Below are 25,454 nucleotides of genomic sequence, written 5' to 3'. Positions count from 1 at the left end.
GACCCACTTGTGGTCGTTTTTGGCCTGACCCAAGCCTCCTAACATTGGCCGCTTGTTCATCTTGGCGGGTACGCCATTATGGTCCGGCAAGTGTGTTCAATCATCCAGCCGGCTTCGCGAAAAGTAATGTTAAAAAATCGCAGCACCCGGTGTTACGCCCGTTCTCTATCGGACACGCACGCGAGCACCTTTGCCAGCTCATCGAGCGAGTACGGCTTGTGCAGAAGTTCGAATTCGTGGGTGTCCTGCTCCGCCAGCACATCACTGTATCCGCTGGCCAGAACGACTGGGAGACCAGGTAGACGGCGCTGAATTTCCCGGCCGAGATCGATCCCCGACATGCCGGGCATTACGACATCCGAGAAAACCAGATCGAAGCCGTTGCCGTCATGTCCCAACTCGGCGAGCGCGGCCGTGGCATCGCCGGCCAGCTTCGTTTTGTATCCCAGCTCGTGCAGCGCCTGAGTAGCAAAAGTCCCGACATCGACGTTGTCCTCGACGATCAGAATGCATGCGCCTTTGGGAAGCGGTTTGATGGCCTCATCGCTCTGCACCGGCGACGGCGCTTCGTCGGCTGCCTTCGGGACGTAAAGAGTGAAGGTCGATCCGACCCCCAGCTCGCTTCGGACAACCACCTCACCGCTCGACTGCTTGGCGAAACCGTGGACCTGACTAAGCCCCAAGCCAGTGCCATGCCCTACGCCCTTCGTCGTGTAGAACGGCTCGAAGATGCGATCGGCAAAATCGGGCGCGATACCCGATCCCGTATCGGTGATCGACACGGCGATGAACTTTCCTGGGATGGCGGCATGCGAGCGGATCGCCGGTATGCCATTCGTTTCCTGCACAGCGATCGTCAACGTGCCCTCACCGTCCATGGCATCGCGCGCGTTGACCGCCATGTTGACGATGGCGGTGTCGAACTGGCTCCGATCTGCCCGGACGAGCAGGGGCAAGCTTCCTATCTCCAGGTTGATCGCCACGCGTGAACCGCTCAGCGTACCGATCATATCGCGTAGTTTGCTGATGCTGTCGCAGGCATCGAACGTCTCGGCCTTGAGTGCCTGCCGGCGCGCAAAAGACAGCAACTGGCTGGTCAGCCGGGTCGCCCGATCCGTGGTGTCGGAAATGGCATCGAGGTAGCGGGCGCGCTTGTCGTCGGAAAGCGACGGGCGCCGCAGCAGGTCGAGCGAGCCGCGGATCACCGTCAGCAAATTGTTGAAGTCGTGCGCGACGCCACCGGTAAGCTGACCGACCGCCTCGACCTTCTGGCTCTGGCGTAACGCTTCCTGTGCTTCCGCAAGCTGCGCCTGCTCGCGGAGCCGCTCCGTCACGTCGGTGACGAACTGATAGGCGCCGATCGGCTTGCCTGCAGTGTCTCTAAGGGTGCGGAACCTGATCTCGTAATGTGGCCGATCATGATCGGGGTCGCCGAAATCCTCGACGATGACGGTTTCTTCACCGGACAGCCCACGGCTCCAGGCCGCACGGACTTGTTCCTGATGTTCCGGCTGATCGGCAAGAAGGCTGAGTAGATTATCGCCCACTTTTGGACGTATGCCGTAGATGCGCGCGAGCTCGTTAGCGGCTGCTTCGTTTATGGATAATATATTAAAATCGAAATCTGCGGCCAGAATGATGATGTCGGTCGTCTCGACCAGCGTGGCGAACAGGTTGCGCTCGGCGACCTGCTCCGCGACTTCCTGCTCCAGGCGCTCGTTGAGTTCGCGAAGGCGTATTTCGTTGGCCTTGCGCGCGGTGATATCGATAGCGGTTCCAAGCACCCGGTAACAATTGCCCTCCGCGTCGAACAAGCCGCGGCCTCTCGCCGCAACCCAGCGGATTAGGCCGTCCTCCCTGCCGATCGTGCGATAGTCCATTTCATAGAGCGCGCGGCGATCCGGATCACTCGCCGCGGCATAGGCGGCCAGCGTCGCCTGCCGATCGTCGGGATGGACACCGTTGTAATAGTCTTCCAACGTGACCGGCACGTCCGCCGAGATGCCGAACATGGCCTTGACCCGAGGCGGCCAGAACATGGCGCCCGTCGCCTGATCGACATGCCACTCGCCGATCTCGCCGATGTCCGCAGCGAGCCGAAGCAGCTCTTGGCTCTCCGCCAGCCTTTCCGCCGCCTCGCGCCGTTCCTCCACGTCCATCAGGACGCCTGGGAAGCGCAACGGCGTTCCATCAGGTCCATGTTCGACCCGACCGTTCGCCTCGATCCAGTGATAATGGCCGTCGGCACGACGGACCCGATATTGATGTGCGTAAGAGCCGCCGCGTTCGATCGCGGTATTGATGGCGTCCGATAGCCCGGCCTGATCGTCGGGGTGGACGGTTGCCGTGATCTGGGCGAGCGAAATGCCCTCACGGCCAAGCGCCGGGTCCAGCCCGAACGCCTGGGCAAAAGCCTCATCGATAATGAACTGGTCGCTTGGGAGGTCCCAGTTCCATGTTCCGATGATGGCACCGGCAGCCAGCGCGAGCTGCACCCGTTGCGCGTCTGCGCGCGCGACCTCTTCGCTATCACGCAAGGCAGCCTCGACCTTGCGCTGCTGGGTCATCTCCGTCGCGAGGAGGAGAACACCCGCGAACCCCTCGGCTTCGCCTTGGATAGGCGAATAACCGTAGGTCCAGTAGGTTTCCTCATCCTGCCCGTAGCGATGCATCATCATGGGCAGGTTCTCGATCGCGAAGCCCGTGCCCGTCCGAAGCACTTCCGCGACCTGCGGCGCGAGCACTGGGGCGATGTCCGGCAAAGCTTCCGGCATCGGGCGGCCGAATGCCCAGGGATGACGATCGCCGAGCGCAGCGCTGTACGCGTCGTTGTAGAGTAACCATTGCTCCGGCCCCCAGTACAGCGCTGCGATGCCTTTGGTGTTGAGCACGAGCGACAGCGCCGACCGCAGCGATTGCGGCCAGTTCTGATAGTCGCCCAACTTGGTAGCCGACCAGTCGGTCTCGCGGACGAGTTGGCCTGTTTTCCCGCCCCCGATGATTGGCGGCACTCGGGCACGTCCTTCAGCGTGCATGACGGGCGCCGCCCTTCGCACGGACTTCGTCACGCTCCATCAACAGCCGCAATCCCGAGCGGACGACTTCGCTTGAGCTGCTGTATCTGCCTGACGACACCTGAGCCTGAATATAGGCATCCAGCTCCCTGGTGAGCGCGACGTTTCGGGTGGGTGTGGCGGACATGCCTTTCTGTCCGCGTTCCGTGTGAAGCTGTCAATGATTGGCAACTCAGCATCAAATGCCACAACGCGCCACCACAGTTCCGCAAATGGGTAGCGCGTTGTAATCCGGCAAGTTCGTCGGTCGGGCGATGTCGAAGCTTGCAGTCGTGACGCTAACTTAATCCCCTACACCCCCGCGGTGTGATCGGCTAAGAGTCAGGCAACACGTTGCTTAGGCCATGACCCCTGCCGGTGCGTCGCGGACCTTCCGACATAACCAGCATATCCGCACCGGGCGGGGGACAAGTGGCAGACGGCGAGACGAACATGGGCGGCATCGGGCCGCTGATCGCGAAGACGCAGATGGGACAGGCGATACGGGCGACCGATTGGGCCGTTCATCCGCTGGGCAGTCCCGCGACTTGGCCGATCTCCCTCAAGACTATCCTGACGATGATGGCGGCTTGTCCGACGCCAATGTTCCTCGCCTGGGGCGACGATCTGTCGGTATTCTTCAACGACGCCTATCGCCCGATCTGGGGCAGCCTGCTTCGCGAAGGCCTGACCGGCGCACGCTTTCGCGATGTGTGGGGGCATATCTGGGACGATATCGGCCCACTGGTCGATGCCGCACTTGCGGGTGAGTCCATCACCATGACGAACATGAAGCTCGACATGCAGCGCGAAGGCGTGAGCGAGGAGAGCTGGTGGACCTTCACCTACTCGCCCGTCACCGACGATGAGAACCGCATTGTCGGCATGATCTGCGTTACCCGCGAGACCACCGGCACCTTCGTCGCCGAACGCGAGCGGATCTCAGCCGATGAAGGGCTTCAGGTCGCGCTTTCCGCTGGCACCACCATCGGCTCGTGGGAATGGGACCCGATTACAGATCGCGTGACGGCTGACGAGCGGTTCGCCCAGCTCTACGGAATCAGCACGGCGACGACGGCCGCGGGCGCCGCGTTCAAGGACTTCTTCGCGAACGTCCATCCGAGCGACCGCGAGCGCGTCGCGACGGCGCTGACCCATGCTCGGCGCACGGGCGAGGTGTTCCGCGAGGAGTACCGCATCCTGGAGCGCAGCGGCTCGGTGCGCTGGGTCGCGTCGCAGGGGCAGTGCATCAATGACAAGGACGGCCGCTGCGTCCGCTTCCCCGGCGTCAGCTACGATGTCACGGAGCGCGTCGAAGCAGTTCACGCGGCCGAGGCAGGCCGCGACGAGCGCGACTTCATCGTCGCGCTCACCGCGCGCCAGCGCGAGCTGGAGACGCCCGACACCATCCTGCGCTTGTCCGTGCAGTCACTCGGCCAGCGGCTCGGCGCGGATCGCTGCGGCTTCTATCGTCTGCTGAGCAACGACCGGGTGCGCTACGGTCCGTGCTGGACCAACGGTATGCTCGATCCGATCACCGGCGAGCATGATGCCCTGCGGTTCGGCGAGCGCATTCGTCGCTCCCGCGACACCGGCGAGATACTCACCTTCGCTGACAGCGAAGGCGATCTCTGGGGCGGGCTGGAGCTGTTGGCGGAGGTCGGCACGCGTTCCGGCATCTGCCTGCCTGTGAAGGCTGGAGGTCGCTACAGCGCAGGCTTCTTCCTTCACGGAGCCGAAGTCCGTCACTGGACGCAAGCCGACGTGACGCTGTTCAAGGAAGTGGCCGAGCTGACCATGCAGGCCGTCGAACGGGCGGAGGCGACGATCCGGCTCCAGACCCGCGTCGGTCAGCAGGAGGACGCGCTGGTGACGCAGGCGGGGGAACTGCGCGACGAAACCGCCAGCCGTAACGCGGCCGAGAACCAGGTCCGCCAGCTCCAGAAGATGGAGGCCGTCGGTCAGCTCACCGGCGGCATTGCGCACGACTTCAACAATATGCTCGCTATCATCATCGGCGGCCTCAATCTCATGCAGCGCCGGATCGCCCGCGGCGAGACCGACGTCGCCAGATATGTCGATGCGGCGATGGACGGTGCGACGCGCGCCGCGGCACTGACCCAGCGCCTGCTCGCCTTCTCGCGCCAGCAGCCGCTCGCGCCCGAACCTTTGGACGTAAACCGCATGGTGGGCGGATTGACCGACCTGCTCGACCGCACGCTGGGCGAACGCGTCCGCTTGGAAACCGTTTTGGGGGCCGGCGTCTGGAGAGTCAAAGCTGACCCCAGTGAGCTTGAGAACGTCATCGTCAATCTCGCGGTCAACGCGCGCGACGCCATGCCGGAAGGCGGCGAGCTGACGATCGATACTAGCAACGCGCATATCGATGACGATTACGCGCTGGAGGAGGGGTTGAAGCCCGGCCAGTTCGTGCTGATCGCTGTTTCCGATACCGGGTCGGGGATGCCGGCCGAGGTGATGGCAAAGGCGTTCGACCCGTTCTTCACAACCAAGGGCGTCGGCAAGGGCACCGGCCTTGGCCTTAGCCAAGTGTTTGGCTTCGTCCGCCAGTCGGGTGGCCATGTGAAGATCTATTCCGAGGAGGGACACGGCACGACCGTGAAGATCTACCTTCCTCGTCTCTACGGCGAGGCGCCGGCTCTTGGTCAAGCGCGCCGGCGGGTCGCGCAGCCGAAAGGCGGCTCGCCGACCGAGGTCATCATGGTGGTCGAGGACGAGGATCGGCTGCGAAACTTCACCGTCGAGGCACTGCGCGAGCTGGGCTACACCGTCGTCCATGCCGCGGACGGCGACGAGGCGCTGAGGATGATCGGCGCGGGTCAGGGGGCGACGCTGCTGTTCACAGACATCGTCATGCCAGGGATGACCGGGCGCCAACTCGCGGACATTGCGATAGAACGGATCGCCGGGCTGAAGGTTCTCTACACCACCGGCTATACTCGCAACGCGATCGTCCACAACGGCACGCTCGACGCCGGCACCAACTTCCTCGCCAAACCTTACGGCATCGACGACCTGGCGGCGAAGGTACGCGAGGTACTGGACGCCGCCTAAGCGGGCATCAGCTTGCGAAAGGCGGCGATCACCGCCCGTTCGTTGATTGGCTTTCCGAGCACCACGCCAGGCGGATCACACGGATCGCAGATGTCGGGCGTGCCGGTGATGAAGATTACCGGGATCGGTCCGGCGCGTTCGGTGATGGTCCGGACGGCGTGAGGACCGGTGCCGGTCAGCAGGATCACGTCGGAAAGGATGATGTCGGGCCTGCGAGCTGCGGCAGCCGCCACGGCACCCGCTTCCGTGTCGGCGGTGACGATTGACGTGGCGCCCGCACGCTCGGCGATGTCCGAGACATATTCGGCGAGCAGCCATTCGTCTTCGATGACAAGCACATGACACATCGGAGAAGGTAACGTGTCGCTCTGGCCATCGGTTCATATCTTTGGCTCCACGGCATCCCGGCCAGCCTTGGCAGTTCGACCCAAAATCGGACGTCCAGACCGCGCTCCCGAGATCCCAGCTCCATCCCTTCGTTCAGGTTGAAAGAGCGACCGCTCGGGGCGGGCCACCTAAAAGTCTGGCTCAGCCTGCCGTTCGGCCTAGCTGCTTTCATTCATTATCTTTTAGGGGCGGCCCTTTATCGGTAAGCCATGAAAATGGAACGTATTTGTAGTGAATGCCGCGATGGCGCGGAGTTTGAAATTCCATTCGCCATGGCCTTCCAACCGATCGTCGACGTCCAAACTGGACGAGCGTTTGCCTATGAGGCGCTAGTTCGCGGGGTGGACGGCGCTAGCGCGTATGAGATCCTTTCCAGCGTGAACGAGACCAATCGCTACGCGTTCGATCAGGCTTGCCGGGTCAAGGCGATTGAGACAGCCATGAAAGCAGGCCTCATGCAAAGCGATGCCAAGCTGTCAATCAATTTTCTGCCGAACGCGGTTTACTCGCCGCTCGCGTGCATCCAGCTGACGCTGGCGACAGCGCGTAGAGCCAGCTTGCCCATCGACAGGCTGATCTTTGAATTTACGGAAAACGAACAGATGGGCTCGCCGGAGCACGTCTCCTCGATCATAGACACCTACAAGCAGATTGGCTTCACGGTAGCCGTCGATGACTTCGGTGCGGGACATTCGGGTCTCGACATGTTTGCAAGATTTCACCCAGACGAAATTAAGCTGGACATGGAGCTGATCCGCGGGATCGACCAAGATCACCGTCGCCAAGCGATAGTCCGCGCGATCGTTCGGATGTGCAAAGAGCTGGAAACTCTCGTCATTGCCGAAGGCATCGAGAATGCTCAGGAAGCATCGGCATTACGCGAGCTGGGTGTAAGGTATCATCAAGGCTACTGGTATGCCCGACCGCAGCTGGGCGTACTGCCCAGCATCCATCCTCAGGCCTTCCTATAACTTGCGAACATCCGCTTTGACCAATACTCGCCGTTCACAAGCCGCCCGGCGCTACCCGACTTCTGCCGCTTGTTCAGCTTCAGTCCTTTGACGTGGATTGGCCGCTAGCTAACTAGCAACTTCCGGGCGGTGACCGCTGTGAGCTGCCCTTTGTTGAGCTTGCGCTGGCCCCAAGGCGGCCACCCGCAGTCCTATGGCCACGATCGGGCGTCTAGCTGCACCAGTTGACACTTTGGAGGCTTCGCGCTGCAACCGGCTATGACTTCCCGATGCCTCGCCGGAATCTGCTTCGTCGCGCTCGATCCTACCGCGCCCAAGTTTTTCGGCTTCTCCGAATTTCTCGCCGCCCTCGCCCTCATGGTTCTTGTCTGGACTACAACCGACATCCGCTACCGCTTTCGCATCGCGACCGCGCCCCTCCCTCTCTACCAGATGACCTACTGGGTCGTCGCGAGCGTCGGGTCGCTGACGCTTCTCACGGATCTATGGCGCGCCGGCGGGTGGCTCGTACCGCACGGACGGTTGCTGACCCCGGAGGCCTGGCAGGCCGTCCTCGGCGCGGCGTTCCTCCTGGCCTTCCTCACCTGGGCATGGTTCGCGCATCTGCGGCCCCCTGTTTTCGGACGTCGCAATGCCAGGCGATGCGCCGACTTCCTCTACGCGATGATCCTCAACGGGTCTCCGGGAGACATGGCGACGATCGGGCGCGAGATAATCCGCTCCGTCCCGTCCCTTATCGCCGCGGTTCACACCCCGAAGCATTGCCGCGGGACCGAGGAGAACGATCCCGCCGACCTGCCGGAATGGCAGGGCCTCGCGCATGACATCCTCCTGCTGATCGCCGACCCGCGCTTCTGCCGCTCGCTCGTCGCGTCATCGCCCGGCACCATCCAAGCCGTCTTCTACGAAATGTCGAAGACTCGTAAGCACCGGATCCCGATTGCACAGTTCGGCCGCAACGTCGTGGCGGCGGCCATCGAGAACCGGGACTCGTTCCTCTACCACGAGCAGGACGGCTACGCCTCTGGGCTACTCGGCTACATGAAGCCCCTCAGCCAGGCCGTGTTCGGCGACTATAGCATGGTCGAGGAGATTGGTCGCCTGCTCGACCTCGACTTCAGATCAATGCGGCGGTGGACCGAGACCGAATGGAACGCCTACGCGGGAGCCGTTCTGATCGTTCTCGAGAGTTACGTCGAGCAGGACTTTTGGAACCATTCCTTCGTGCTCTACCGCGCCCTCGACAAAATCGCGGGTGCGGCCGACGACATCTACAAGCTCGACGGCCTCGACGGGGCAAGCTGGGAATCGGATGCGATCCGGCGGCTCCGGGTATCCGTGGACTTCTGCGCCGAGGCCCTGAAGATACTCGACGCCAAGGGGCCGCCAGACCACCTCAGGCTTCGCGTCCGCAAGGAGCATCGGCCCTACGAGACGACGATCTACGATCATCTGGCGTCTCTCATGCTCAAGCTGATCCAGCATGCCGAATCCGTCCGGCAGAGTTCGGACCTGGCTTGGTCGGTCCGGCACAATACCGTCTGGACGCACCTTCTAGGCGGATTGGGAGAACATGGCCGCGCAACGCGCATCGTCCAGTTCAAACTCAGACGGAAAATATACGACGAGATCGTCACCGCCGAGGAATGGCCGAATTATCAGAACATCCGCCTGCTCGGCTTTTGTCTTCATGTGATGGGGCTTAAGGTCCACGAAGGCAGCAACTTCGGGCGGGAATACCGCGCCCTCCATCGAGCGGTCCTCGCATGGACGAAGCGGAACTTTGTCGCGCTGCAGCGACGGGCACCCCAGGTCTTCGAGGAATGCCTACCCGGGGACATGAGCTACGACGAGGAAGGAGCCCGGCTCCTTAGGATTTACGAGGTCAACGCCTTTCGAAGCGCTCCCGAGTACGCCCATTTCGATCTCGACCGGCTGGCCGGATAGCGCTTCGCTTTGCAAAGCAACGGACGGACGCGATTTGCTAAGGGTGTCGGCCGATTTCGACTATTGCAGGCCTACGGTTCACGCCATAAATGCGAAGCTTACGCCGAAATTGTGCGCTGTTTGACTAATTGTGTGGGATGGCCGGAGGGCCGCTCGGCGGACGGCGATTTGGTCAGCACAAGCACCGACAATTATTCAAAGGTGTCGAGTGGCCGAGGATCTCGCCGCGCCACTGCTGCTAGGATTCGTCGGAGCGACCGGTAGCGGAAAGACGACGCTCGCCAGCCGGTTAGTGGAACGACGTAGGTTTACCCGCGTGCACATGGGCCAGCCGATCAAGGACATGCTTGCCGTTCTCGGACTTACATCCGAGCAGCTGACCGGCCCCCCGGAGCTGCGCAGGCGGCCTTCGGCGCTCCTAGGCGGCAAGTCGCCGCGCCAAGCGATGGAGACGCTGGGAACCGACTGGGGGCGACGCATGATCTCCGCGGGCCTCTGGGCGAACGCAGTCGAGGTCAGGATCCGCGCCATGTGGGGCGACTGTCCATCCCCGATCGTGATCGACGACCTGCGGTTTCCGAGCGACTGGTCGGTGATCGAGCGGCTGGGCGGAACCCTCGTGCGCATCGTGAGGCCCGGAGCTGGAGAACCCCGAACCGCTGCCGACCACGTCGTCCATCGTTTTCCCGCGATACGCCCCTCGCTGGCGGCGATTGGCGTTTCCACGCTGCACGAGACCGAATACCATTGGCACGACGCGCCCGCTGACTTCGAGTTGGTGAATGGCTCCACGCCTGAGGCGTTGGAGAGGTCCCTAGCCGACGAGCTTTCGACGCGCGGCATCGACCTTCCGGCGGCTGGCGGCTGAGGGCGGCTCGACGATCGGTTAGATCGGGATTGGATCCGCAACACGACGCGAAGACTCCACTGCGCGGATGAAGGCAGCCGGCCATTCGACACCGAAGCTCTTATATGCCCGCAACGCGTCGGCAGGGTCGATTGCATTGCCACGTAGCGAGCTCAGGATCAGGCCAAGCATGTCGAGGTGCGCACTCTCGAGCGGATGCTCGAACCCCGGGGCATGGATGACACTCGTCGCGGTTTTGAGGGCGTCTTCAGCATCCGGCAAGTCGCCGGCCTGTAGATGCGCGCAGGCGCGGCCGAGAATGCACCAGATCTCGCAGTCTCGGTTGCCCGACCCCCGCGCGAGTGCCTCCGCGTCACGGTAGCATGCCACGGCGTCTTCCAGGCGGCCCCCATGGCGCAGGCTTTCGCCCATCGCGAGTTCCGCGTTTGCGATCTCGCGAACGTCTCCGCTCCGCTTTGCGAAGGCCAACGAAGATTCGGCGGCGGACAGCGCCTCGTCGATCCGGCCGAGTTTCGCCAGCGAACGGGCTACCGATCTTCCGGCCTTGGCGCGTTCGCCCTCGGGCGCCTGTTGGGCGAGGTCAACGATGCGCGCGACGGACTCCGAAATTTCCGATTGCCGGTAGAGGTCGCGGTAGGCCGTGTTGACGACGAGTTCTCTCGACAGCTGGACCGCAGCGTCGTGACCCGCCTCGTTCTCGAGTTTGGTCGATATCGTCCAGACCATCGGGTAGGCGTTCTGGCGAAGCGCGAGCTTCAGGCGGACCAGGTCGGCTTGGGTCTCCTGCAGCTGGCTCCGCCCGGGGAAGCGCGCGACCATCTGCAGGGATTCGTTGGCGTCGCGGTACTTGCCCACGTCCAGGCGGATTTGCGCCGCCATGATGGCGTGGTCGATCACGTCTAAGCCCGCTGAAGCCATCTTGGTGTCCGCTTGCCATGAGGCGTCGACGATTGCCAACGCGGTGTTGTAGCTCCCAGATCGGATCAGGTTGGTTGCCACGCGCGTGATGGTCGAGCCATCGTCGTTCGCGGCGATACGCAACGCGAGCCCCGGCAGGATACCCGCTCCTGGAATCGACAGCATTGCTTCCGACGTGGCCCGGTAGACCTCATACCACGCGTTCTCGGCTTTGAGGAGGTCTGGCTGGGCGAAGCCGGCGCGCCAGCCCTCCCGATAGCTGCTGTTGTAGAACGACAGGCCGTCGTCGCTCGCGACGATCTCGGAGCGACCGAGAAGCTCGTCGATTGCGCTTCCGACATGATCGACCCCGTAGTGTGCGGCGGCGGATTCCACCCATTCCCGTGGAATGTGCGCTTCCGCTCTGGCGAAGGCCATCAGTTCTGCGACGCGCCGTGCCGGGATCCCGACAGCGTTTCGCCGCGCGGTGAACTGGGTGGGGAGTGCTGGAGCTATCGGCAACGGGCGCCCCGCGGCAACTGCTGGAAGGTATTCCCGCAGCCAAACGGGTCTGCCGTGGTTTGTCTTGGCGATCGCCTGATCGACATCCGCTTCGGAGGGAGCCCGCCCCACGATGTCCTCGAACCATTCGGCGATCGCCTGCCTGCCAGGCGCGTCCACCCGCCGGACCACGCCTCCCTTCAGCTCGATCGCCGGGACCATGCGGTTCTGCCAGTCGGTCTCGGTTAGCTTCTCAACGTTCGCGACCAGTACGACCACCCAATGGTCGGGCCTTGCGCTGAGCAGCCAGTTGAGGAAGTCCTGAGCGCCGGCCTCTGCGGTTTCGTAATTCTCGAAGAGCAGGATGACCGGATTACCGAGGTCGGCGACGAACGTCATGAACTCGCGGATGAACCATCGCGCGTTGCCGCTGTTGGCGTCGGCGAGAAGTGCTGCCGTGCTGCCTTCGGAATGCTCGCCCGAGATTTCCTTGGCGACTGCTTCCATGGTGTGCTCGAGGTGCTCGCTCATCTTCTTCATGACATCCTGGAACGCTCCTGCCAGGACGCGTTTGGCAATGCCCGGCGCCCTCGCGAGGATCTCGCTCGCAAGGCCGTCGCTCGATTGAGAGAACGATTTCGGCACCTCGCGGAGGTCGTTGTACAGCCGCGCGAGCAGGAGCTCCTCCGACGGCTGCACCGCGACATCGATCCGGATGTAGACGCGGGCGTCGTCTCTCGAGCCGAAGTCGGCGAAGCGGTCGGCGACCTGAGACTTCCCGATGCCGCTGACGCCGTCGAAACCGAAGGTGGTGCAACTCTCGGCCAGTTGGTGCATGAGCTCGTCGAGCAACTCCCCGCGTCCGTAGAGCTGCTCCCCGTCCATGCGGTCATACTTGCGATCGCGATCGTTCATTGAGGATGTTTTGACCCGGGATATGACTGGCAGGCAATGGCCAAAGATCGGCACACGGGCACCCGTCCGGATACCGACCCCACACGGTGACGTCTTCGCGCAGCTGGCAGAGCTGCCCAGCGGGAACGTGTTGGTCTACACGGCGGGAGAGCCCAGCGACGTTCCGGTCGTCCGGTTCCAGTCGGCCTGCGTTTTCGGTGAGGGGCTTAGGGCCAAGGACTGCGATTGCGGCGTCCAGCTCGACGCCGCCGTCAAGGCGATCTGCGACAGTGGCGGCGTTATGACCTACGCTTGGGAGGAGGGACGAGGAGCGGGGATCGCACGCAAGCTCGACGCAATCGCGCTGCAGCAGGAGAAAGGCGTCAACACCGGCCAGGCGTTCGAGGAGCTGGGGATGCCGATCGAGCCCAGGGACTTCGACAACCACGTCATAGCGCTGCGAAAGGTTTTCGACGGCTTCGAGGTCCGCTTCGCATCTCGCAATCCTGCCAAGATCGCGGCGCTAGGACGCGCCGGAATCGGCGTCTCTGAGCGCATAACCCTGGAAACGGAGATGACTGACGAGCGCGTCGGGTATCTGGCGAGCAAGCTTCCTGCCCTCGGGCACATCGATGAGCCTTGACCGTGACCTCGACGGGGATCCGTTCCGGGTAGACCTGTTCCGGTGTCGGGACGCGGCGCTAGTTCTGGCGCCGTTTCGGGACAGACATGCAGTTCAGCCGTGGACTGACCTCCCCGGGATCGACCAGCTTGTCTTCAAGACGCTGTTCATATCCGTCTGCCATCAGATGAATTGGGACGTGCTGCAGTCTGCGATGGCGGAATGGCTGCTGCCGGACGTGGGTTCGCGGCTAGAGGCACTGGCGGGCACGACCCCTAGGCAGATCGCGGTCCTGCTGCAGGATTATCCGAAGCAGGAGCGGGTGCGGGCGGTTGAGCGTTCCAGAATGCTGCGCGAGACGGCTCGAAGCTTGACGGAAATGTTGGCGGCCGGCGGCCGGTTGAGCAGGCTCCTGGAAAGCCCGCTGCTTGAAGGCCCGTGTGGCTTTTACGAGACGATCGCGACGATCGCCGCCTTCACTGGGGACCCGTTCGACAAGAAGGCGCGTGTTCTCGCACATGATCTGTACCGCGAAGGCATCGTGAAGTTCTGCGATCCCGAGAACCTGAAGCCAGCGGTCGAATACCACCTGATCCGGCTTTACTTGCGGTCGGGACGCGTCGTCCCGGCAAGCGACGCCGTGTGTGATGAGCTTCTTGGCGATAATTGGCCGGCCCGCCCGAGGCTAGTGAAGCTCCTGAGGGGAGCAGTCGACGTAGCGATGCGCCAGACCGCGCTGTATTCCGGCATCGACATCGCGACCCTGAACTACCTGGAATGGCAGATCGGACGCTCGATCTGCGTTGAGGAGCTCGGCCCCGAACTCGCCCCCCTTCACTGCGAAGCGCCGGCGCCCCCCGACATGCCGAACGAGGTGCGTGCACTGGCACCGTGCCGATGCCCCTTCGCCGGGTTCTGCAGCTCGCTGAATGAGCCGGGTTACCCCTGGTTCCGGGAGCCGCAGTTCCAGAAGTCCATCTACTGACGCCGCAGCATCATCACCGATTCCACCGCGGCGCGCGCCGGCGCGGAGGCTCTGGCCGTAGCGCTCAGGCGCGACAGTGTATGCCGTACCGGGAAGTCCTTTCGCGATTCGGGAACAAGTCCGTGCGTCCCCGCGATGTCGGTCAGCAGGTCCGCGACGGGCACCCGCATTTCCTTGTAGTAGGCGTCCTGGACGACAATGATCGCGAGCCCACCCGGCTTCAACCACCGTCGCATCCGGGCGAGCGTCAGGCTCATGTCGTCGAAGTAGTACAGGAACCCCTTCGCGTAATAGCGCTCGGAAGCGTAGCTGCCGTGTGTCCTGACCCGCCGAATGAGGTCCTCGACGCTGTCGGGGAGCCTTGCGTTCGGCAGGGTCTCCCGGATTAGGGGAGTGCCAATCTGCGCCTGACGCAGCGATCTCTCCGCCTCCGGGTCGGCGCCGAGTAGCAATTCGGCGGCTGGAAGATAGTGCCGAATGTAGTCGGTCCTGTTCGGATAGGGCGGCGAGGTCACGATCGCGTCGATCGAGCAGTCCTCCAGCTTAAGGCCTGCGACGTCGCTGCAGGTGACCTTGACGGAAAACTTGTGGTCCGGTTCTTGAAGGCGTGCCGCGTAGGACGCGGCGGCGGTCAGAACCGCGTCTCGCGCAGTCTCGAACGTGGCGGGATCGATCTCGTGGTTGGTGGACCGCTTTGTCCAGGTGGGATTCGACCCCTGAAGGCGCCGGTGGGTCGCGATCCTGATCAGTGATATCAAATGGACGTCGAGAAGCGCCGATCGCGACTCCTCGTCGTCCATCAGGTTGAGAAGCTCAGCCGGCGTGCCCGCGTCGCCAGCCCTGGTTCGGACCGCATAGTCGAATGCCTCGAATTCGGTTGTCGTCTCTTTGCACAGCGTGGATGCGCGAACTCGCTCGATTGCGGCCGAGATTTCGCTCCTGGCCGCGGATCGGAACGCGCAGGATGTGCTTGCAAAAGGATTGAGGTCGTTCAGCAGAAGGTTGACGGGCATCGCGCGACCGGCCTCTCCGAGCGTTCCCATGCCAGCGAACGGGTCGAGTATGGTGCGATGGCCGTTCGCTGAGCAGACTTCGAGTGCATAGCGGGCGAAGTCAGTTGAGAAGGCGGTGTAGAGGCTGGCGAGGCTGCCGTAGCCCCGCTTGTCCGCCGCGGAAGGCTTCGGGTTCGGCGCGGCCGCCAGCGGGTTTGCGTCGCGGTCATTGTATAACGGCAGCGGCTGCAATGGCTTTCCTTTTGATGGATGACCGAGCGACCCGTCCACCGTGCCAGCAGAGGTGAGGATTGCAAGCTGAAGCGGCGAGCCTGACGCTCGTGAGCGTCCGGCCGCGTTTTTTCGTGATGAGGGGAGGCACGAGACTGACTTTGATATCATCGACCGGCTCGCTCGCGAGGAACGGTGGCGGTTGGGTCGGCTTTTCAACTGTCGAACGACCGGGATCGGGCGCATAGCTGTCCGAACGAGGCAGGCCAACGAACGTCCGCCTATCTCAGGTCACCGCCCCAAAGCGGCCGGGCCGCTCACCACCCATAATCGACAGCGCTCCGCTGAGTTTGATCCCCAGCAAACACGATCAGCTATTGCCCGCGGTGCCGCCAAGCGGCTCTTCATGTGTCATGCCGATTGCGTGCCGTGCACGACCGAGATCATCGCTGACTGCGGCCAACGCGAGAAAACAGAGTCCGAACACTGCCATCGTACCGACGGCGAGTGGCACGATCTGACGGCGCCAGGCCATTGCGGGACGTGGGATACGATCGTCGTCGATGCGCGTATCCGCCTCATAGTCTTGAATGACGGTGCCCAGATCTGAGCCCGCCACGGTCCCGGCGATGAACAATCCAAAGACCATGACCATCGTCCCGGCGAGATAGACCGTGGTTGGCGAGCCTGCCGTCACGTGCGCCCCAACGAGCGGGATCGCGACCAACAGCGCGCTCGTGGCACTTATCAGTGACAGCAACTCGCGTCGCTTGGCATCGATCTTTGTCAGCCAAAGCTGATGAAGCGCAAGCTTCTGCTCGAAGCTAAGCGCCCGTCGATCGTCCTCATCGGCCATTACCAGCCCCTTTTCGCGAAGATATGTCGCAGGCAGTCTATGTCCTGCAGCACGACAACAATGTCGTTTTCAAGACAGTGCATCGACGACAACAACGCGACAAAGCTGTGGATAACGATGCACGGGTCTCTCGCTACGTCGGCGCCAGTCGTGCGATATGCGATCGATGGCAGCGTGGTCGCCCACAAACATCCGCTTTGAGGCGGGATCGGTGCGCTACGATCGCGAGGCGCGGATCTTCCGCTTCAACGCGAACGATGGGCTTTCACGTGTGCCCTGCGCCATCTCACAGGCCGCGTTCGAACAACTGACCGGCGTGCGGGTCGATCTGGATAATGCCCGCCATATCTTCACCGATTGGGAGCAGGCGGTGTTCAAGTGGGCGGCGCGGACTTATAACCAGCCCGACCATCCTCCCGGCGCCGCGATCATCCTTGGTCTTGGAACGGGAACTAAAGCCGCTTAAGCGTCACGCGCAGTCAGCAGCGTCGCCGCCTCGAGCAAGGCCGAGATCGTCGCAGCGTCCGCCTGAAGGCGTGTGAGGGCCGCGGATGTCGCCTCGGGCGCTGTCCCGAGCATCGTCACCGCCAGCAGGCTGGCGTCCTCCATGATCATGCCAGCCCGCGTACAAAGCGTCACGATCAGTTCGCGGATATCTTTGTCCATGCCCTCGTCTCCTCAGCCACACTGAGGTCGATAGGCGCCTTGAAGTCCAGACGCAGCTTTCGGACGCCGCTCAGGCAGTCTTGATCTTGAGGCGACGGCGCGTGGTCGATGTCACCGTGTCCGGGGCGGGCGTCGCAATCGGTTCCGCCGCTGGCGCAGCCCCCTTGGCGCGAGTCTGACGCTTGGGCGCTGGCGGTGTTGCTTCCGGCTCGGCGATCGCGCTGGCGCTCCTCTTCCCTAGCCCGAGCGTCTTCGCGATCTCACGCCGCCGTTCGCTATAACCGGATGCGGTCATCGGATAGGATGCCGGCAGCCCAAATGCGGCGCGGTAGCTGTCCGGCGTATAGCCATGCCGGGTGATATGGCGCTTGAGCGTGGTATAGGCCTTGCCGTCGATCATGCTGATCACGCGCTCGGGATCGGCCAGGGACTTGCGTGCGCTGACTGCACCTTTCAGCGGTTCCTCGATCGGGGATGATCCACTTTCGCTTTCGAGAGCTTTGAGCGCACCATGGATGGTCGCGATCAGACCGCCGACGTCGCCGATACGCACCTGATTATTGCCAAGATAGGCCGCGGCAATGTCAGCGGTGATATCGACAAAGTTCAGCGAAGATCCGTCAGCCATGCACCATCTTTCCGATTGAAGCGAGATTATCCCGATCTTTCGAGCGTAAAGATGAACATCTCATACGGCAATATGTCGGAACGACTGGACTTGGTCGGCGAACGGAGCGGAAGTGATCGCGTGAGTCGCAGCCGGTCGCTGGCCGCTGCCGCCCCGATCAGCCGCCGCTGACGGGGCTGTTCCTGGTGGGGGCGGCATCGCGCCGCTCCTTGCGACCCAGGAGCACGACCATGACCCGCCTCTCCGATATCCAGCTGGTTCTCCTATCCTCGGCTGCACAGCGTGCCGATGGCAGCGTGATGCCGCCGCCCGAAGCGGTTGGCGGCCAAGCGGTGCGGATCTCTCGCACCATCCCGATCCTCATCCGCCATACGCTGGTCAGCGAGGCTGAGGTGGCTGACGCCAAGTGCGGTTGGCGGCGCGACGGCACGCGTCATATCGGTGCGTTCATCACCGATGCCGGGCGCGCCGCCATCGGCGCCGAGCCGATCCTGCCAGAAGATCCGGGCGTGGCGCGACCGGACACTGTCGTTCCCATCGTCGGGCAACCGGCCGAGGTTGCCAGCACACCGAAGTCTGGCACGAAGACCGGCCAGGTGTTGGCGATGCTGACCCGCACCGATGGCGCCACGCTTGACGAGCTGGTCGCGGCCACGGGCTGGTTGCCGCACACAACCCGCGCGGCACTGAGCGGCCTGCGCAAGAAGGGGCACGCCATCACCCGCGGCAAGCGCGGCGCGGTCACGTGCTACACGCTCGCGGCCGCCTGACCATGGCGAGCCTCGACGATCGGCTGGCAGCGCTGGCGACGATGTCGCCGGCGCAGATCCGTGCCGAGTGGGGACGCTTGATGCGCGTCCCCTGCCCCGCCATCCCTTTGGACCTGCTGACCCGTGCGATCGCCTACCGTTGCCAAGAGAAGCAGCGTGGCGGGCTGCCGTCATCGGCTGCGCGCGAGATCGGGCGAATGGCACGCCAACTCGAGCGTGGCGATGTTACGGTCGCACGTGGCGATGCGACACCGAAGCCCGGCACCCGGCTCGTGCGCGACTGGCGGGGGCGGCGTCATCAGGTGACCGTGCTGGATCAGGGGTTCCTCTATCAGGATCGCCACTATCGCTCGCTCACCCAGATTGCGCGCGACATCACCGGGGCGGGCTGGTCGGGACCGCGCTTCTTCGGGCTGGTCCGGCGCAGCGACGCCAAAGCGGTGCGGCCATGACGGTCAAACAGGTGCGCTGTGCGATCTACACCCGCAAATCCACCGACGAGGGGTTGGAGCAGGCGTTCAACAGTCTCGATGCCCAGCGTGAGGCATGCGCGGCTTACATTCTCAGCCAGCGTCACGAAGGCTGGACGCTGCTGCCCGACCTTTATGACGATGGCGGGTTCTCCGGTGGCAGCATGGAACGGCCGGGGCTCAGGCAGCTGCTGGCGGACGTCGCAGCGGGCAAGGTCGACGTGATCGTGGTCTACAAGGTCGATCGGCTGACGCGCAGCCTCGCTGACTTCTCCAGGATCGTCGATGTGCTGGAACAGGGCCACACCAGCTTCGTCAGCGTGACGCAGGCGTTCAACACCACCACCAGCATGGGCCGGCTCATGCTCAACGTGTTGCTGTCGTTCGCCCAGTTCGAGCGCGAGGTCACTGGCGAGCGCATCCGCGACAAGATCGCAGCCTCCAAGCGCAAAGGCATGTTCATGGGTGGTCTGGTGCCGTTGGGATATGCGCTCGAGGATCGCAAGCTGGCGCCGCACGTGGCAGAAGCCGCCACCGTCCGACTGATCTTCGAGCGCTATCGCGCGCTGGGCTCGATGCGGGCGCTCGCGCGCGAGCTGGCCAAGCGTGATGTTCGCACCAAGCGTTATGCCTTCCAGAATGGCCGCGAGAGCGGCGGCAACGCGTTCACGCTGGGGCCACTCGCCTATCTGCTCCGGAACCCGATCTACATCGGCGAGGTCCGCCATAAGGGCGAGCGGTTCCTGGGCGAGCACGAAGGCATCGTCGATGCGGCACTGTGGATCGAGGTGCAGGCGATGCTGTCGGGGCAGGCGCCAAAGCGCGTCGAGGTCGAGCGGGCGACCGAGCCGAGCCTGCTCACCGGTATGCTCCATGATGGTAAGGGCCGGCCGATGACGCCGAGCCATGCGGTCAAGGCAGCGCGTGACGGCAGCGGCGGCCGCCGCCGCTACCGCTATTACATCACTCGCCACAGCGATGGCGCCGCCAACGATGGTTGGCGTTTGCCGGCCGCCCCGATCGATGCAGCGGTCATCCATGGGCTGCGAAGCTGGCTGAGCGCCAGCTCCAGCATGATGTACCTTTCGAACGGGACGGTTGATCCGAGGCTGATCGCAGCGGCGAGCAGGCTAGGCGATGAGCTTGGCAGCATGACGAGCGTGCAGCGCAGGGCTGTGCTTACCGAGCTAGATGCCAACGCTGTCATTGGCACCGAGGCTATCACGCTCACGGTCAGCACGCTGCGACTGCTGACGACACTCCGGACCGTTGCTAACGATGCCACCGAAGGGCGCATCACAATCTCGGTTCCTGCCAAGCTGACCCGCCGTGGCAATGAGCTGCGGCTGGCATTCCCGGTGGATGATCGCAGCGCGCCGACTGCGGTCGATCCCGGGCTGGTCAAGCTGCTCGCCGAGGCCGAGCAGGCTTACACCATTCTCACCAGCTGCGGTGCTGCCATCCCGCAGTCGCGACGCGATCACTATGCCCGCATCGCTCGCCTGAAGTTCCTGGCACCCGATATTGTCACCGCCATCCTCGACGGTCGCCAACCAGTATCATTGACACGCCAACATCTGATCAGAGCTTCTGGCATGCCAACGGACTGGCAACAGCAGCGAATCGCGTTCGGGTTTAGATAGCAGCGCATCGAGCAGTACCGAATTGATGCAGGGGCTGCGCGATGCGCGGCCCCTGCTCGTTTCGCATCGCCAGAAAAAGTCAGGTGAGAAATTTAGGGGTCGGAGACCGAGCGCATTTGGCGACGGGAAAGGTCGGTCGAGACGTCTCTCGGCCTGCAGCCTCAAAACGCACTCGTGCAAAGCCCCGGAAATACGGGGAGATTTTGCCGCCGTCGCAACCTACGGGGAAATCGTGACAACTGGCGGACTGGGTGGTGGGCCCGGCAGGACTCGAACCCGCAACCTAGCCGTTATGAGCGGCCAGCTCTAACCATTGAGCTACAGGCCCAGCCGGCGGGCGATACTCCAGGCGCTGCGCCGCTGACAAGCGCCTCACAGCGCAAGCGTGTTGCGCCGCGGCGAAATATTCTTATGCGCAAACCGCATGAGCCGCATCGAAGATACCGCAGCCGGGCCGATCCTGTTCGACTCGCTTGATCTATCCATTCTGGCAATGCTGCAGGAGGAAGGCCGCATCACCAATGTCGAACTGGCGCGGCGGGTTGGGCTGACCGCGCCGCCGTGCCTGCGGCGCATGCGCGCGCTGGAAGAGGCCGGCGTGATCCGCGGCTATCATGCCGATCTGGATCCGGCGGCGCTGGGCTATGGCATCGTGGTGTTCGCGATGGTCAGCCTGCGCAGCCAGGCCGAAGCGGATCTGCGCGCGTTCGAGGCGCATGTCGCGACGTTGCCCGAAGTGCGCGAATGCCACATGCTGAATGGCGAGATCGACTTCATCCTGAAGATCGTCGCGCACGATCTTCAATCGTTCCAGGCCTTCCTCACCTCACGCCTGACGCCCGCACCGAACGTCGCGAGCGTGAAGACGTCGCTGACGATCCGCACGTCCAAGTCGGTCAGCGGGATCCCTGTCGAACAACCCTGAGCGACTGCCGATCGCCGGCGGGAGAAGGCCCGAGCCCTCCCCCGCCGCAACGTCATCAGCCCTGCGTCGGATGGTCGAGGTGGACCACCCAGAAGTCGGCCAGCGCCTTGCGCGCACCGGTGACCTGCGCGAACGCCGCCTTGGCACCGGCCGCGTCGCCCTTGAGCGCGAGCGCCCAGCCGAGATGCAGGTTGACGGTCGGCGCATCGACGCCGCCCTTGGTCAGCGCGAGCTTGTAGAGGTCGATCGCCTTGTCATACTGGCTGTAGCTGACATAGCCGTCGGCCGTGGAGAGCGCGGTCTTGCCGTTGGCTGCGGTGCGCGCCGCCTTGTCGGACTGGGCGAGCGAGGCCTGGTCGGCCGCGACCTTGCCCTTGACGAGGCCCAGCACTTCCGCCGCATCCTTGTTGGTGGCGTTGACGATGCCCTTGGACACGCCCTCTTCCAGCACGACCTTCGCTTCGTTCGGGATGCGCAGATACACGTCCTCGGCATATTCGCGATATTCGGCGTCGCCACCCAGCGCGCCGGCGGCGCGCTCGAGCCGGAAGACGTCGACCATGATGTCGGTCGGCACCTTATTCTGGCTCATGTAGATCGTCATGGCGTCATGCCAGTTCGACTTGGTCGGATAGGCCGCCACCCACTTCTTGGTGAGATCGCCGGTCGCGGCATAGACCGCCGCCGCATCGGGCGAGCTGGCCTGCGTCTTGTAGCCGATCGAGATGCCCTGCTGATACCATTCCTGCGGCACCGGCTTGCCGGCTGCCAGCGTCTGGTCGATCAGGCTGTTGAGCGTGGTCAGCGCCTGCGCCGTCTGGCCATTATTGGCCATCGACGTCACCAGCACAGGGACCAGGTTCGGCTCGGTCGAGCCGGCCTTCTGCGCGGCGGTGAGCGAGGTGATCGCCTTCGACCAATTCTTGGCCTGATAAGCGACCTGACCCTGGACGAGCAGCAATTGCGCCATCTGCTCGGGCGGCGCCTTGTTGCTGGCGATCATCAGGTCGATCGCGTCCGACTGCATCGCCTGATCGTTATTCTGGCGGCTGATCTGATATTCGATCGAGCCGGTCGCGTAGCGATCCTCGTCATTCTGCGCTGCGGCCTTGGCCTCGTTCACCTTGGCGGTGGCGGTGGCGACGTCGTTCGCCTTCAGCGCGGTCTGCGCGGCGGCCAGCGCGTTCTGCACCGCCGGCGTATATTTCGCGGCGGCTTCCTTCTTTTCCTTGGCGAGCACCGGGGTGGCGACGGCCATCCCGCCGATCGCCAGAGCCAGCGCCATCGTGGAAACGATCCTCATCTGCTTCATCTCCTCTTGGCCGGGCTCGCTTGTCCGGCGGTAGAATGGCTGACGTGCCTAATAGGCACGCCGAGCCGGGGCAAGCGCCACGCCTGCCGGTCGGCCACTGAACGCGCAATGTATCCGCCCCGATCCGTTTCGGCCACGACAGATCGATGGCAAGCCTCTAGGATCGCAGCTGCCCACGCCGCGTTAGACGGGGGGCCATAGGAGAACAGCCATGAAGACGATGATGCCGGTGATGATCGCGGGCCTGGCGCTTATGGGTGCCGCCACTGCGCACGCCCAGAGCACCACCACCGCCGACGTCAAGACGACGGCCACCACCACGTCCAAGCCGAAGCTGGGTCACTCGACCGCGACGGTCAACAAGACCACCAACGTCGCCGCGACCAGCGTCGATGCCAAGGGCAACATGGCGACGACCAAGACCAAGACCGGCAAGACGGTCACCTACGATTGCTCGAAGGCGGGCAACAAGACCAAGACCGCCTGCAAGAACCTGAAGAACTGATCGGCGGGTAGCCCCGTGCTCTCCTACGGGGAGCACGGGGCACAGGCCCGCCTCAGGATCCGGGCAGAGCCTTCACGCGCCGATCGAGGAAGCTCTCGATCGTTCGCCAGACATGGCGCTGCGCCGGGGTGGTGAAGGCGTGGGTCTGGCCCGGATAGACCATCTGCTCGAACGGCACGCCCGCCGCCTGCAGTGCGGCGTACATCGCCGTGCCGTTGTCGAACACGACGTTGTCGTCAGCCATGCCGTGCAGCATCAGCAGCGGATCGGCGATCTTCGCCGCACCCGGCACCGCATCCGATGCGTGATAAGGCGCGGGGTCGGTCGCTGGATTGCCGAGATAGCGCTCGGTATAATGGGTGTCGTAAAGCTCCCACCGCGTCACCGGCGCGCCAGAAATGCCGGCGGCATAGGCGCCGGGCGCCGCCTCCAACAGCTTCAGCACCATGTAGCCGCCATAGGACCAGCCATAGACCGCGATGCGGCGCGGATCGACGAACGGCTGCGCCTTCAGCCATGCCAGCCCGGCGAGCTGATCCTGCACCTCGACCGTGCCCATCGCGCGATGGATCTGGCTTTCGAACGCATGGCCGCGATCGGGCGAGCCACGCCCGTCGATCGAGAAGACGATCCAGCCTTTCGACACGAGATATTGGTGCAGCACGCTGTCGCGGCTCGACCATTGCTCGGTCACCTGCCGCCCGGCGCCGGGGCCGTTATAGACCTGCACCAGCACGGGGTGCCGCCCTGCCCCGGCCGGCCGCAGCAATTTGGTATGGAGCACGCTGCCGTCGGCCGCATGCAACGTGCCGAACTGCGGCGCGACGAAGCCCGGCAGATAGGGCGCAAGCGGATGTTCGCCCGCAACCTTGTTCTCCTCGATCCAGGCGAGTCGCTTGCCGTCGGCATCGGCGAGATAGACCTGCGTCGGCTGGCTCGGGCCGGACCGCGTGACCAGCGCGCGGCCGCCGCGGGCGTCCATCGCCACGTCGCTCCACCAGCCGGTGTCGCTCACCCGCTCGGGCACGCCGCCGGCGATCGCGACGCGATAGAGCTGCTGCCCGATCGGATCGTCACGATTGGCGAGGAAATAGACGAGGCCTTTGGCCTCATCGACCGCGACCAGTTTCTTGACCGGCCAGTCGCCGCTGGTGATCGCGATCAGCGCCCCTGCGCGCCAGCGATAGAGATGCGCGAAGCCCGACCGTTCCGACCCCCAGATCAGGCTGCCGTCGCGCAGCACGCGGAAATCGTCGTTGAGGTTGATCCAATCCTTGCCGCTCTCGCTGAGCAACACGTGCGAGGCGCCGGTCGCGGGATCGACCGCGAGCAGATCGAGCTGCGTCTGCGCGCGGTTCTCGCGCTGGACGTAGAGCGTGCTTCCGTCCGGCGCCCACGCGACGCGGGCGAGGTAGATGTCGGGGTCGGCGCCCAGATCGACGCGGACGCGGCGCGAACCGTCGGGCGCCATCACCCACAATTGGACGGCGACATTGTGCGTGCCCGCCGCCGGATAGCGCTGCTCGAACAATTTGGCGCCGTCGGCGCCGATCGACGCACGCGTCACCGCGGGCACTTGCGCCTCGTCATAGCGCTCGACCGCCAGCAACCGATCGCCATGCGCCCACCAATGACCGGTCATCCGCGCCATTTCCTCCTGCGCGACGAATTCGGCCGAGCCCCACGTCACCGTGCCGCCACCGTCGGGCGTGAGCTTGCGTTCGGTGCCGCTGGCAAGGTCGATCACGTAGAGATTGTGGTCGCGGACGAACGAGACGAAGCCGCCTCCCGCCGAAACCTGCGCATCGAGCTCGGTTTCGGGTGTGTTCGTCAGCCGCCGCACATTGCCGTCGAGCGCCGCGAGGAACAGGTCGCCGTCGAGCGGCACGAGGATCGAACGGCCATCGGGCGCCCAGCCATAGCCGGTGATGCCCTTGGTGCCGCCGATGCGCGCACGCTCGCGCCGCATCTTCTCCTCCTCGGACACGGCCGCACCCGAACCGACCTTGAGCGAATCGACCAGCATCCGTGACTTGCCCGTCGTCGTATCGATCCCCCACAGATCGTAGCGGTCTCGATCGTCGGGACGGTTGCGCAGCAATGTCGCCAAACTCCCGTCAGGCGACAGCCGCACCTCGCGTGGCGCCACGCCGGACAGCGCGGGGCTGCCGAAAATGCGGTCGAGGGTGAGCGGCGGGGCGGCGGAAGCGGCGGTGGCGACGGTCATGGCGATGGCGAGCAAGATCCTCTGCATCG

At 63.9% G+C, this 25,454-nt stretch carries 22 protein-coding genes and 1 tRNA gene; 12 read left to right on the top strand and 11 right to left on the bottom strand.

Features of this window, described 5'->3' with window-relative positions; all coding sequences use genetic code 11:
• Positions 1-152 precede the first annotated feature (152 nt).
• The gene (locus K8P63_RS03590) at positions 153-3,011 is read right to left on the bottom strand and encodes a PAS domain-containing sensor histidine kinase (RefSeq protein WP_223798508.1); all 2,859 of its coding nucleotides are present in this window, start codon (positions 3,009-3,011) and stop codon (positions 153-155) included.
• 13 nt (positions 3,012-3,024) lie between these two features.
• Entirely contained in the window at positions 3,025-3,201 is a 177-nt protein-coding gene (locus K8P63_RS20925; protein ID WP_223798507.1) for a type II toxin-antitoxin system ParD family antitoxin, read from the bottom strand.
• A 284-nt stretch (positions 3,202-3,485) separates the two neighbouring features.
• On the opposite strand from K8P63_RS20925, the gene K8P63_RS03580 reads away from it, so the two are divergent.
• Positions 3,486-6,128: an ATP-binding protein gene (locus K8P63_RS03580; protein ID WP_223798506.1), complete on the top strand. Its 2,643-nt coding sequence runs from the start codon at positions 3,486-3,488 to the stop codon at positions 6,126-6,128.
• Here K8P63_RS03580 and K8P63_RS03575 read toward each other — a convergent pair.
• Positions 6,125-6,475, bottom strand: a complete 351-nt coding sequence (locus K8P63_RS03575; protein WP_223798505.1) for a response regulator — start codon at positions 6,473-6,475, stop codon at positions 6,125-6,127. The two genes, K8P63_RS03580 and K8P63_RS03575, sit on opposite strands and share 4 nt — an antisense overlap.
• Before the next feature lie 249 nt (positions 6,476-6,724).
• Here K8P63_RS03575 and K8P63_RS03570 point away from each other — a divergent pair, with 249 nt between their 5' ends.
• The 3 genes from K8P63_RS03570 to K8P63_RS03560 all read left to right on the top strand — a co-directional run bounded on the left by K8P63_RS03570 (position 6,725) and on the right by K8P63_RS03560 (position 10,301).
• The gene (locus tag K8P63_RS03570) at positions 6,725-7,486 is read left to right on the top strand and encodes an EAL domain-containing protein (RefSeq protein ID WP_449618974.1); all 762 of its coding nucleotides are present in this window, start codon (positions 6,725-6,727) and stop codon (positions 7,484-7,486) included.
• Positions 7,487-7,744: 258 nt separating this feature from the next.
• Positions 7,745-9,433 carry a hypothetical protein gene (locus K8P63_RS03565; RefSeq protein WP_223798504.1) on the top strand — a complete coding sequence of 563 codons (1,689 nt, stop codon included), beginning with the start codon at positions 7,745-7,747 and terminating at the stop codon, positions 9,431-9,433.
• Positions 9,434-9,641: 208 nt separating this feature from the next.
• Positions 9,642-10,301 (top strand): nucleoside/nucleotide kinase family protein, encoded by a 660-nt coding sequence (locus tag K8P63_RS03560; protein ID WP_223798503.1) that lies wholly within the window; start codon positions 9,642-9,644, stop codon positions 10,299-10,301.
• Positions 10,302-10,319: 18 nt separating this feature from the next.
• Here the strand turns inward: K8P63_RS03560 and K8P63_RS03555 are convergent, their stop codons facing one another.
• On the bottom strand, positions 10,320-12,614 hold the full coding sequence (locus tag K8P63_RS03555; RefSeq protein WP_223798502.1) for a tetratricopeptide repeat protein: 2,295 nt from the start codon (positions 12,612-12,614) through the stop codon (positions 10,320-10,322).
• Between K8P63_RS03555 and K8P63_RS03550 the strand changes: the two genes are divergently transcribed.
• Both K8P63_RS03550 and K8P63_RS03545 read left to right on the top strand, forming a co-directional pair.
• Positions 12,583-13,236 carry a GTP cyclohydrolase II gene (locus K8P63_RS03550; RefSeq protein ID WP_317629344.1) on the top strand — a complete coding sequence of 218 codons (654 nt, stop codon included), beginning with the start codon at positions 12,583-12,585 and terminating at the stop codon, positions 13,234-13,236. The genes K8P63_RS03555 and K8P63_RS03550 overlap by 32 nt on opposite strands.
• On the top strand, positions 13,226-14,200 hold the full coding sequence (locus tag K8P63_RS03545; protein ID WP_223798501.1) for a hypothetical protein: 975 nt from the start codon (positions 13,226-13,228) through the stop codon (positions 14,198-14,200). The genes K8P63_RS03550 and K8P63_RS03545 overlap by 11 nt, the downstream gene beginning before the upstream one ends.
• Here the strand turns inward: K8P63_RS03545 and K8P63_RS03540 are convergent.
• Both K8P63_RS03540 and K8P63_RS03535 read right to left on the bottom strand, forming a co-directional pair.
• Positions 14,194-15,444, bottom strand: a complete 1,251-nt coding sequence (locus tag K8P63_RS03540) for a hypothetical protein (RefSeq protein ID WP_223798500.1) — start codon at positions 15,442-15,444, stop codon at positions 14,194-14,196. The two genes, K8P63_RS03545 and K8P63_RS03540, sit on opposite strands and share 7 nt — an antisense overlap.
• Positions 15,445-15,793: 349 nt before the next feature.
• A complete protein-coding gene (locus K8P63_RS03535) occupies positions 15,794-16,279 on the bottom strand; it encodes a hypothetical protein (protein WP_223798499.1) in 486 nt (161 codons plus the stop codon).
• 166 nt (positions 16,280-16,445) lie between these two features.
• Between K8P63_RS03535 and K8P63_RS03530 the strand changes: the two genes are divergently transcribed.
• The gene (locus K8P63_RS03530; protein ID WP_223798498.1) at positions 16,446-16,745 is read left to right on the top strand and encodes a DUF1488 family protein; all 300 of its coding nucleotides are present in this window, start codon (positions 16,446-16,448) and stop codon (positions 16,743-16,745) included.
• On the opposite strand, the gene K8P63_RS03525 is transcribed toward K8P63_RS03530, so the two are convergent.
• Together K8P63_RS03525 and K8P63_RS03520 are read right to left on the bottom strand one after the other, a co-directional pair.
• Positions 16,742-16,945: a hypothetical protein gene (locus K8P63_RS03525; RefSeq protein ID WP_223798497.1), complete on the bottom strand. Its 204-nt coding sequence runs from the start codon at positions 16,943-16,945 to the stop codon at positions 16,742-16,744. The two genes, K8P63_RS03530 and K8P63_RS03525, sit on opposite strands and share 4 nt — an antisense overlap.
• 70 nt (positions 16,946-17,015) lie before the next feature.
• A complete protein-coding gene (locus tag K8P63_RS03520; protein ID WP_223798496.1) occupies positions 17,016-17,573 on the bottom strand; it encodes a MucR family transcriptional regulator in 558 nt (185 codons plus the stop codon).
• Between the two features lie 230 nt (positions 17,574-17,803).
• On the opposite strand from K8P63_RS03520, the gene K8P63_RS03515 reads away from it, so the two are divergent.
• Genes K8P63_RS03515 through K8P63_RS03505 form a run of 3 tightly spaced genes read left to right on the top strand, consistent with a single transcriptional unit; the run spans position 17,804 to position 20,456 of the window.
• Entirely contained in the window at positions 17,804-18,343 is a 540-nt protein-coding gene (locus K8P63_RS03515) for a DUF3489 domain-containing protein (RefSeq protein WP_223798495.1), read from the top strand.
• Positions 18,319-18,795 carry a DUF2924 domain-containing protein gene (locus K8P63_RS03510; RefSeq protein WP_223798494.1) on the top strand — a complete coding sequence of 159 codons (477 nt, stop codon included), beginning with the start codon at positions 18,319-18,321 and terminating at the stop codon, positions 18,793-18,795. The genes K8P63_RS03515 and K8P63_RS03510 overlap by 25 nt, the downstream gene beginning before the upstream one ends.
• Entirely contained in the window at positions 18,792-20,456 is a 1,665-nt protein-coding gene (locus tag K8P63_RS03505) for a recombinase family protein (protein ID WP_223798493.1), read from the top strand. Before K8P63_RS03510 ends, K8P63_RS03505 begins: the two co-directional genes overlap by 4 nt.
• A 252-nt stretch (positions 20,457-20,708) precedes the next feature.
• Here K8P63_RS03505 and K8P63_RS03500 read toward each other — a convergent pair.
• A tRNA-Ile gene (locus K8P63_RS03500) sits at positions 20,709-20,784 on the bottom strand.
• 96 nt (positions 20,785-20,880) lie between these two features.
• On the opposite strand from K8P63_RS03500, the gene K8P63_RS03495 reads away from it, so the two are divergent.
• On the top strand, positions 20,881-21,381 hold the full coding sequence (locus tag K8P63_RS03495; protein WP_223798492.1) for an Lrp/AsnC family transcriptional regulator: 501 nt from the start codon (positions 20,881-20,883) through the stop codon (positions 21,379-21,381).
• 55 nt (positions 21,382-21,436) lie between these two features.
• On the opposite strand, the gene K8P63_RS03490 is transcribed toward K8P63_RS03495, so the two are convergent.
• A complete protein-coding gene (locus tag K8P63_RS03490) occupies positions 21,437-22,684 on the bottom strand; it encodes a hypothetical protein (protein WP_223798491.1) in 1,248 nt (415 codons plus the stop codon).
• Positions 22,685-22,904: 220 nt separating this feature from the next.
• Between K8P63_RS03490 and K8P63_RS03485 the strand changes: the two genes are divergently transcribed.
• A complete protein-coding gene (locus K8P63_RS03485; protein WP_223798490.1) occupies positions 22,905-23,198 on the top strand; it encodes a hypothetical protein in 294 nt (97 codons plus the stop codon).
• 52 nt (positions 23,199-23,250) lie between these two features.
• Here K8P63_RS03485 and K8P63_RS03480 read toward each other — a convergent pair whose 3' ends face one another.
• Entirely contained in the window at positions 23,251-25,452 is a 2,202-nt protein-coding gene (locus K8P63_RS03480; protein WP_223798489.1) for a S9 family peptidase, read from the bottom strand.
• Between the last annotated feature and the right edge of the window lie 2 nt (positions 25,453-25,454).

Origin of the sequence: Sphingomonas nostoxanthinifaciens, from assembly GCF_019930585.1 — a bacterium.
GTDB lineage: Bacteria > Pseudomonadota > Alphaproteobacteria > Sphingomonadales > Sphingomonadaceae > Sphingomonas_I > Sphingomonas_I nostoxanthinifaciens.
Note: the sequence above shows the minus strand (reverse complement) of the source record. Positions and strands in the feature narration are given on the sequence as shown.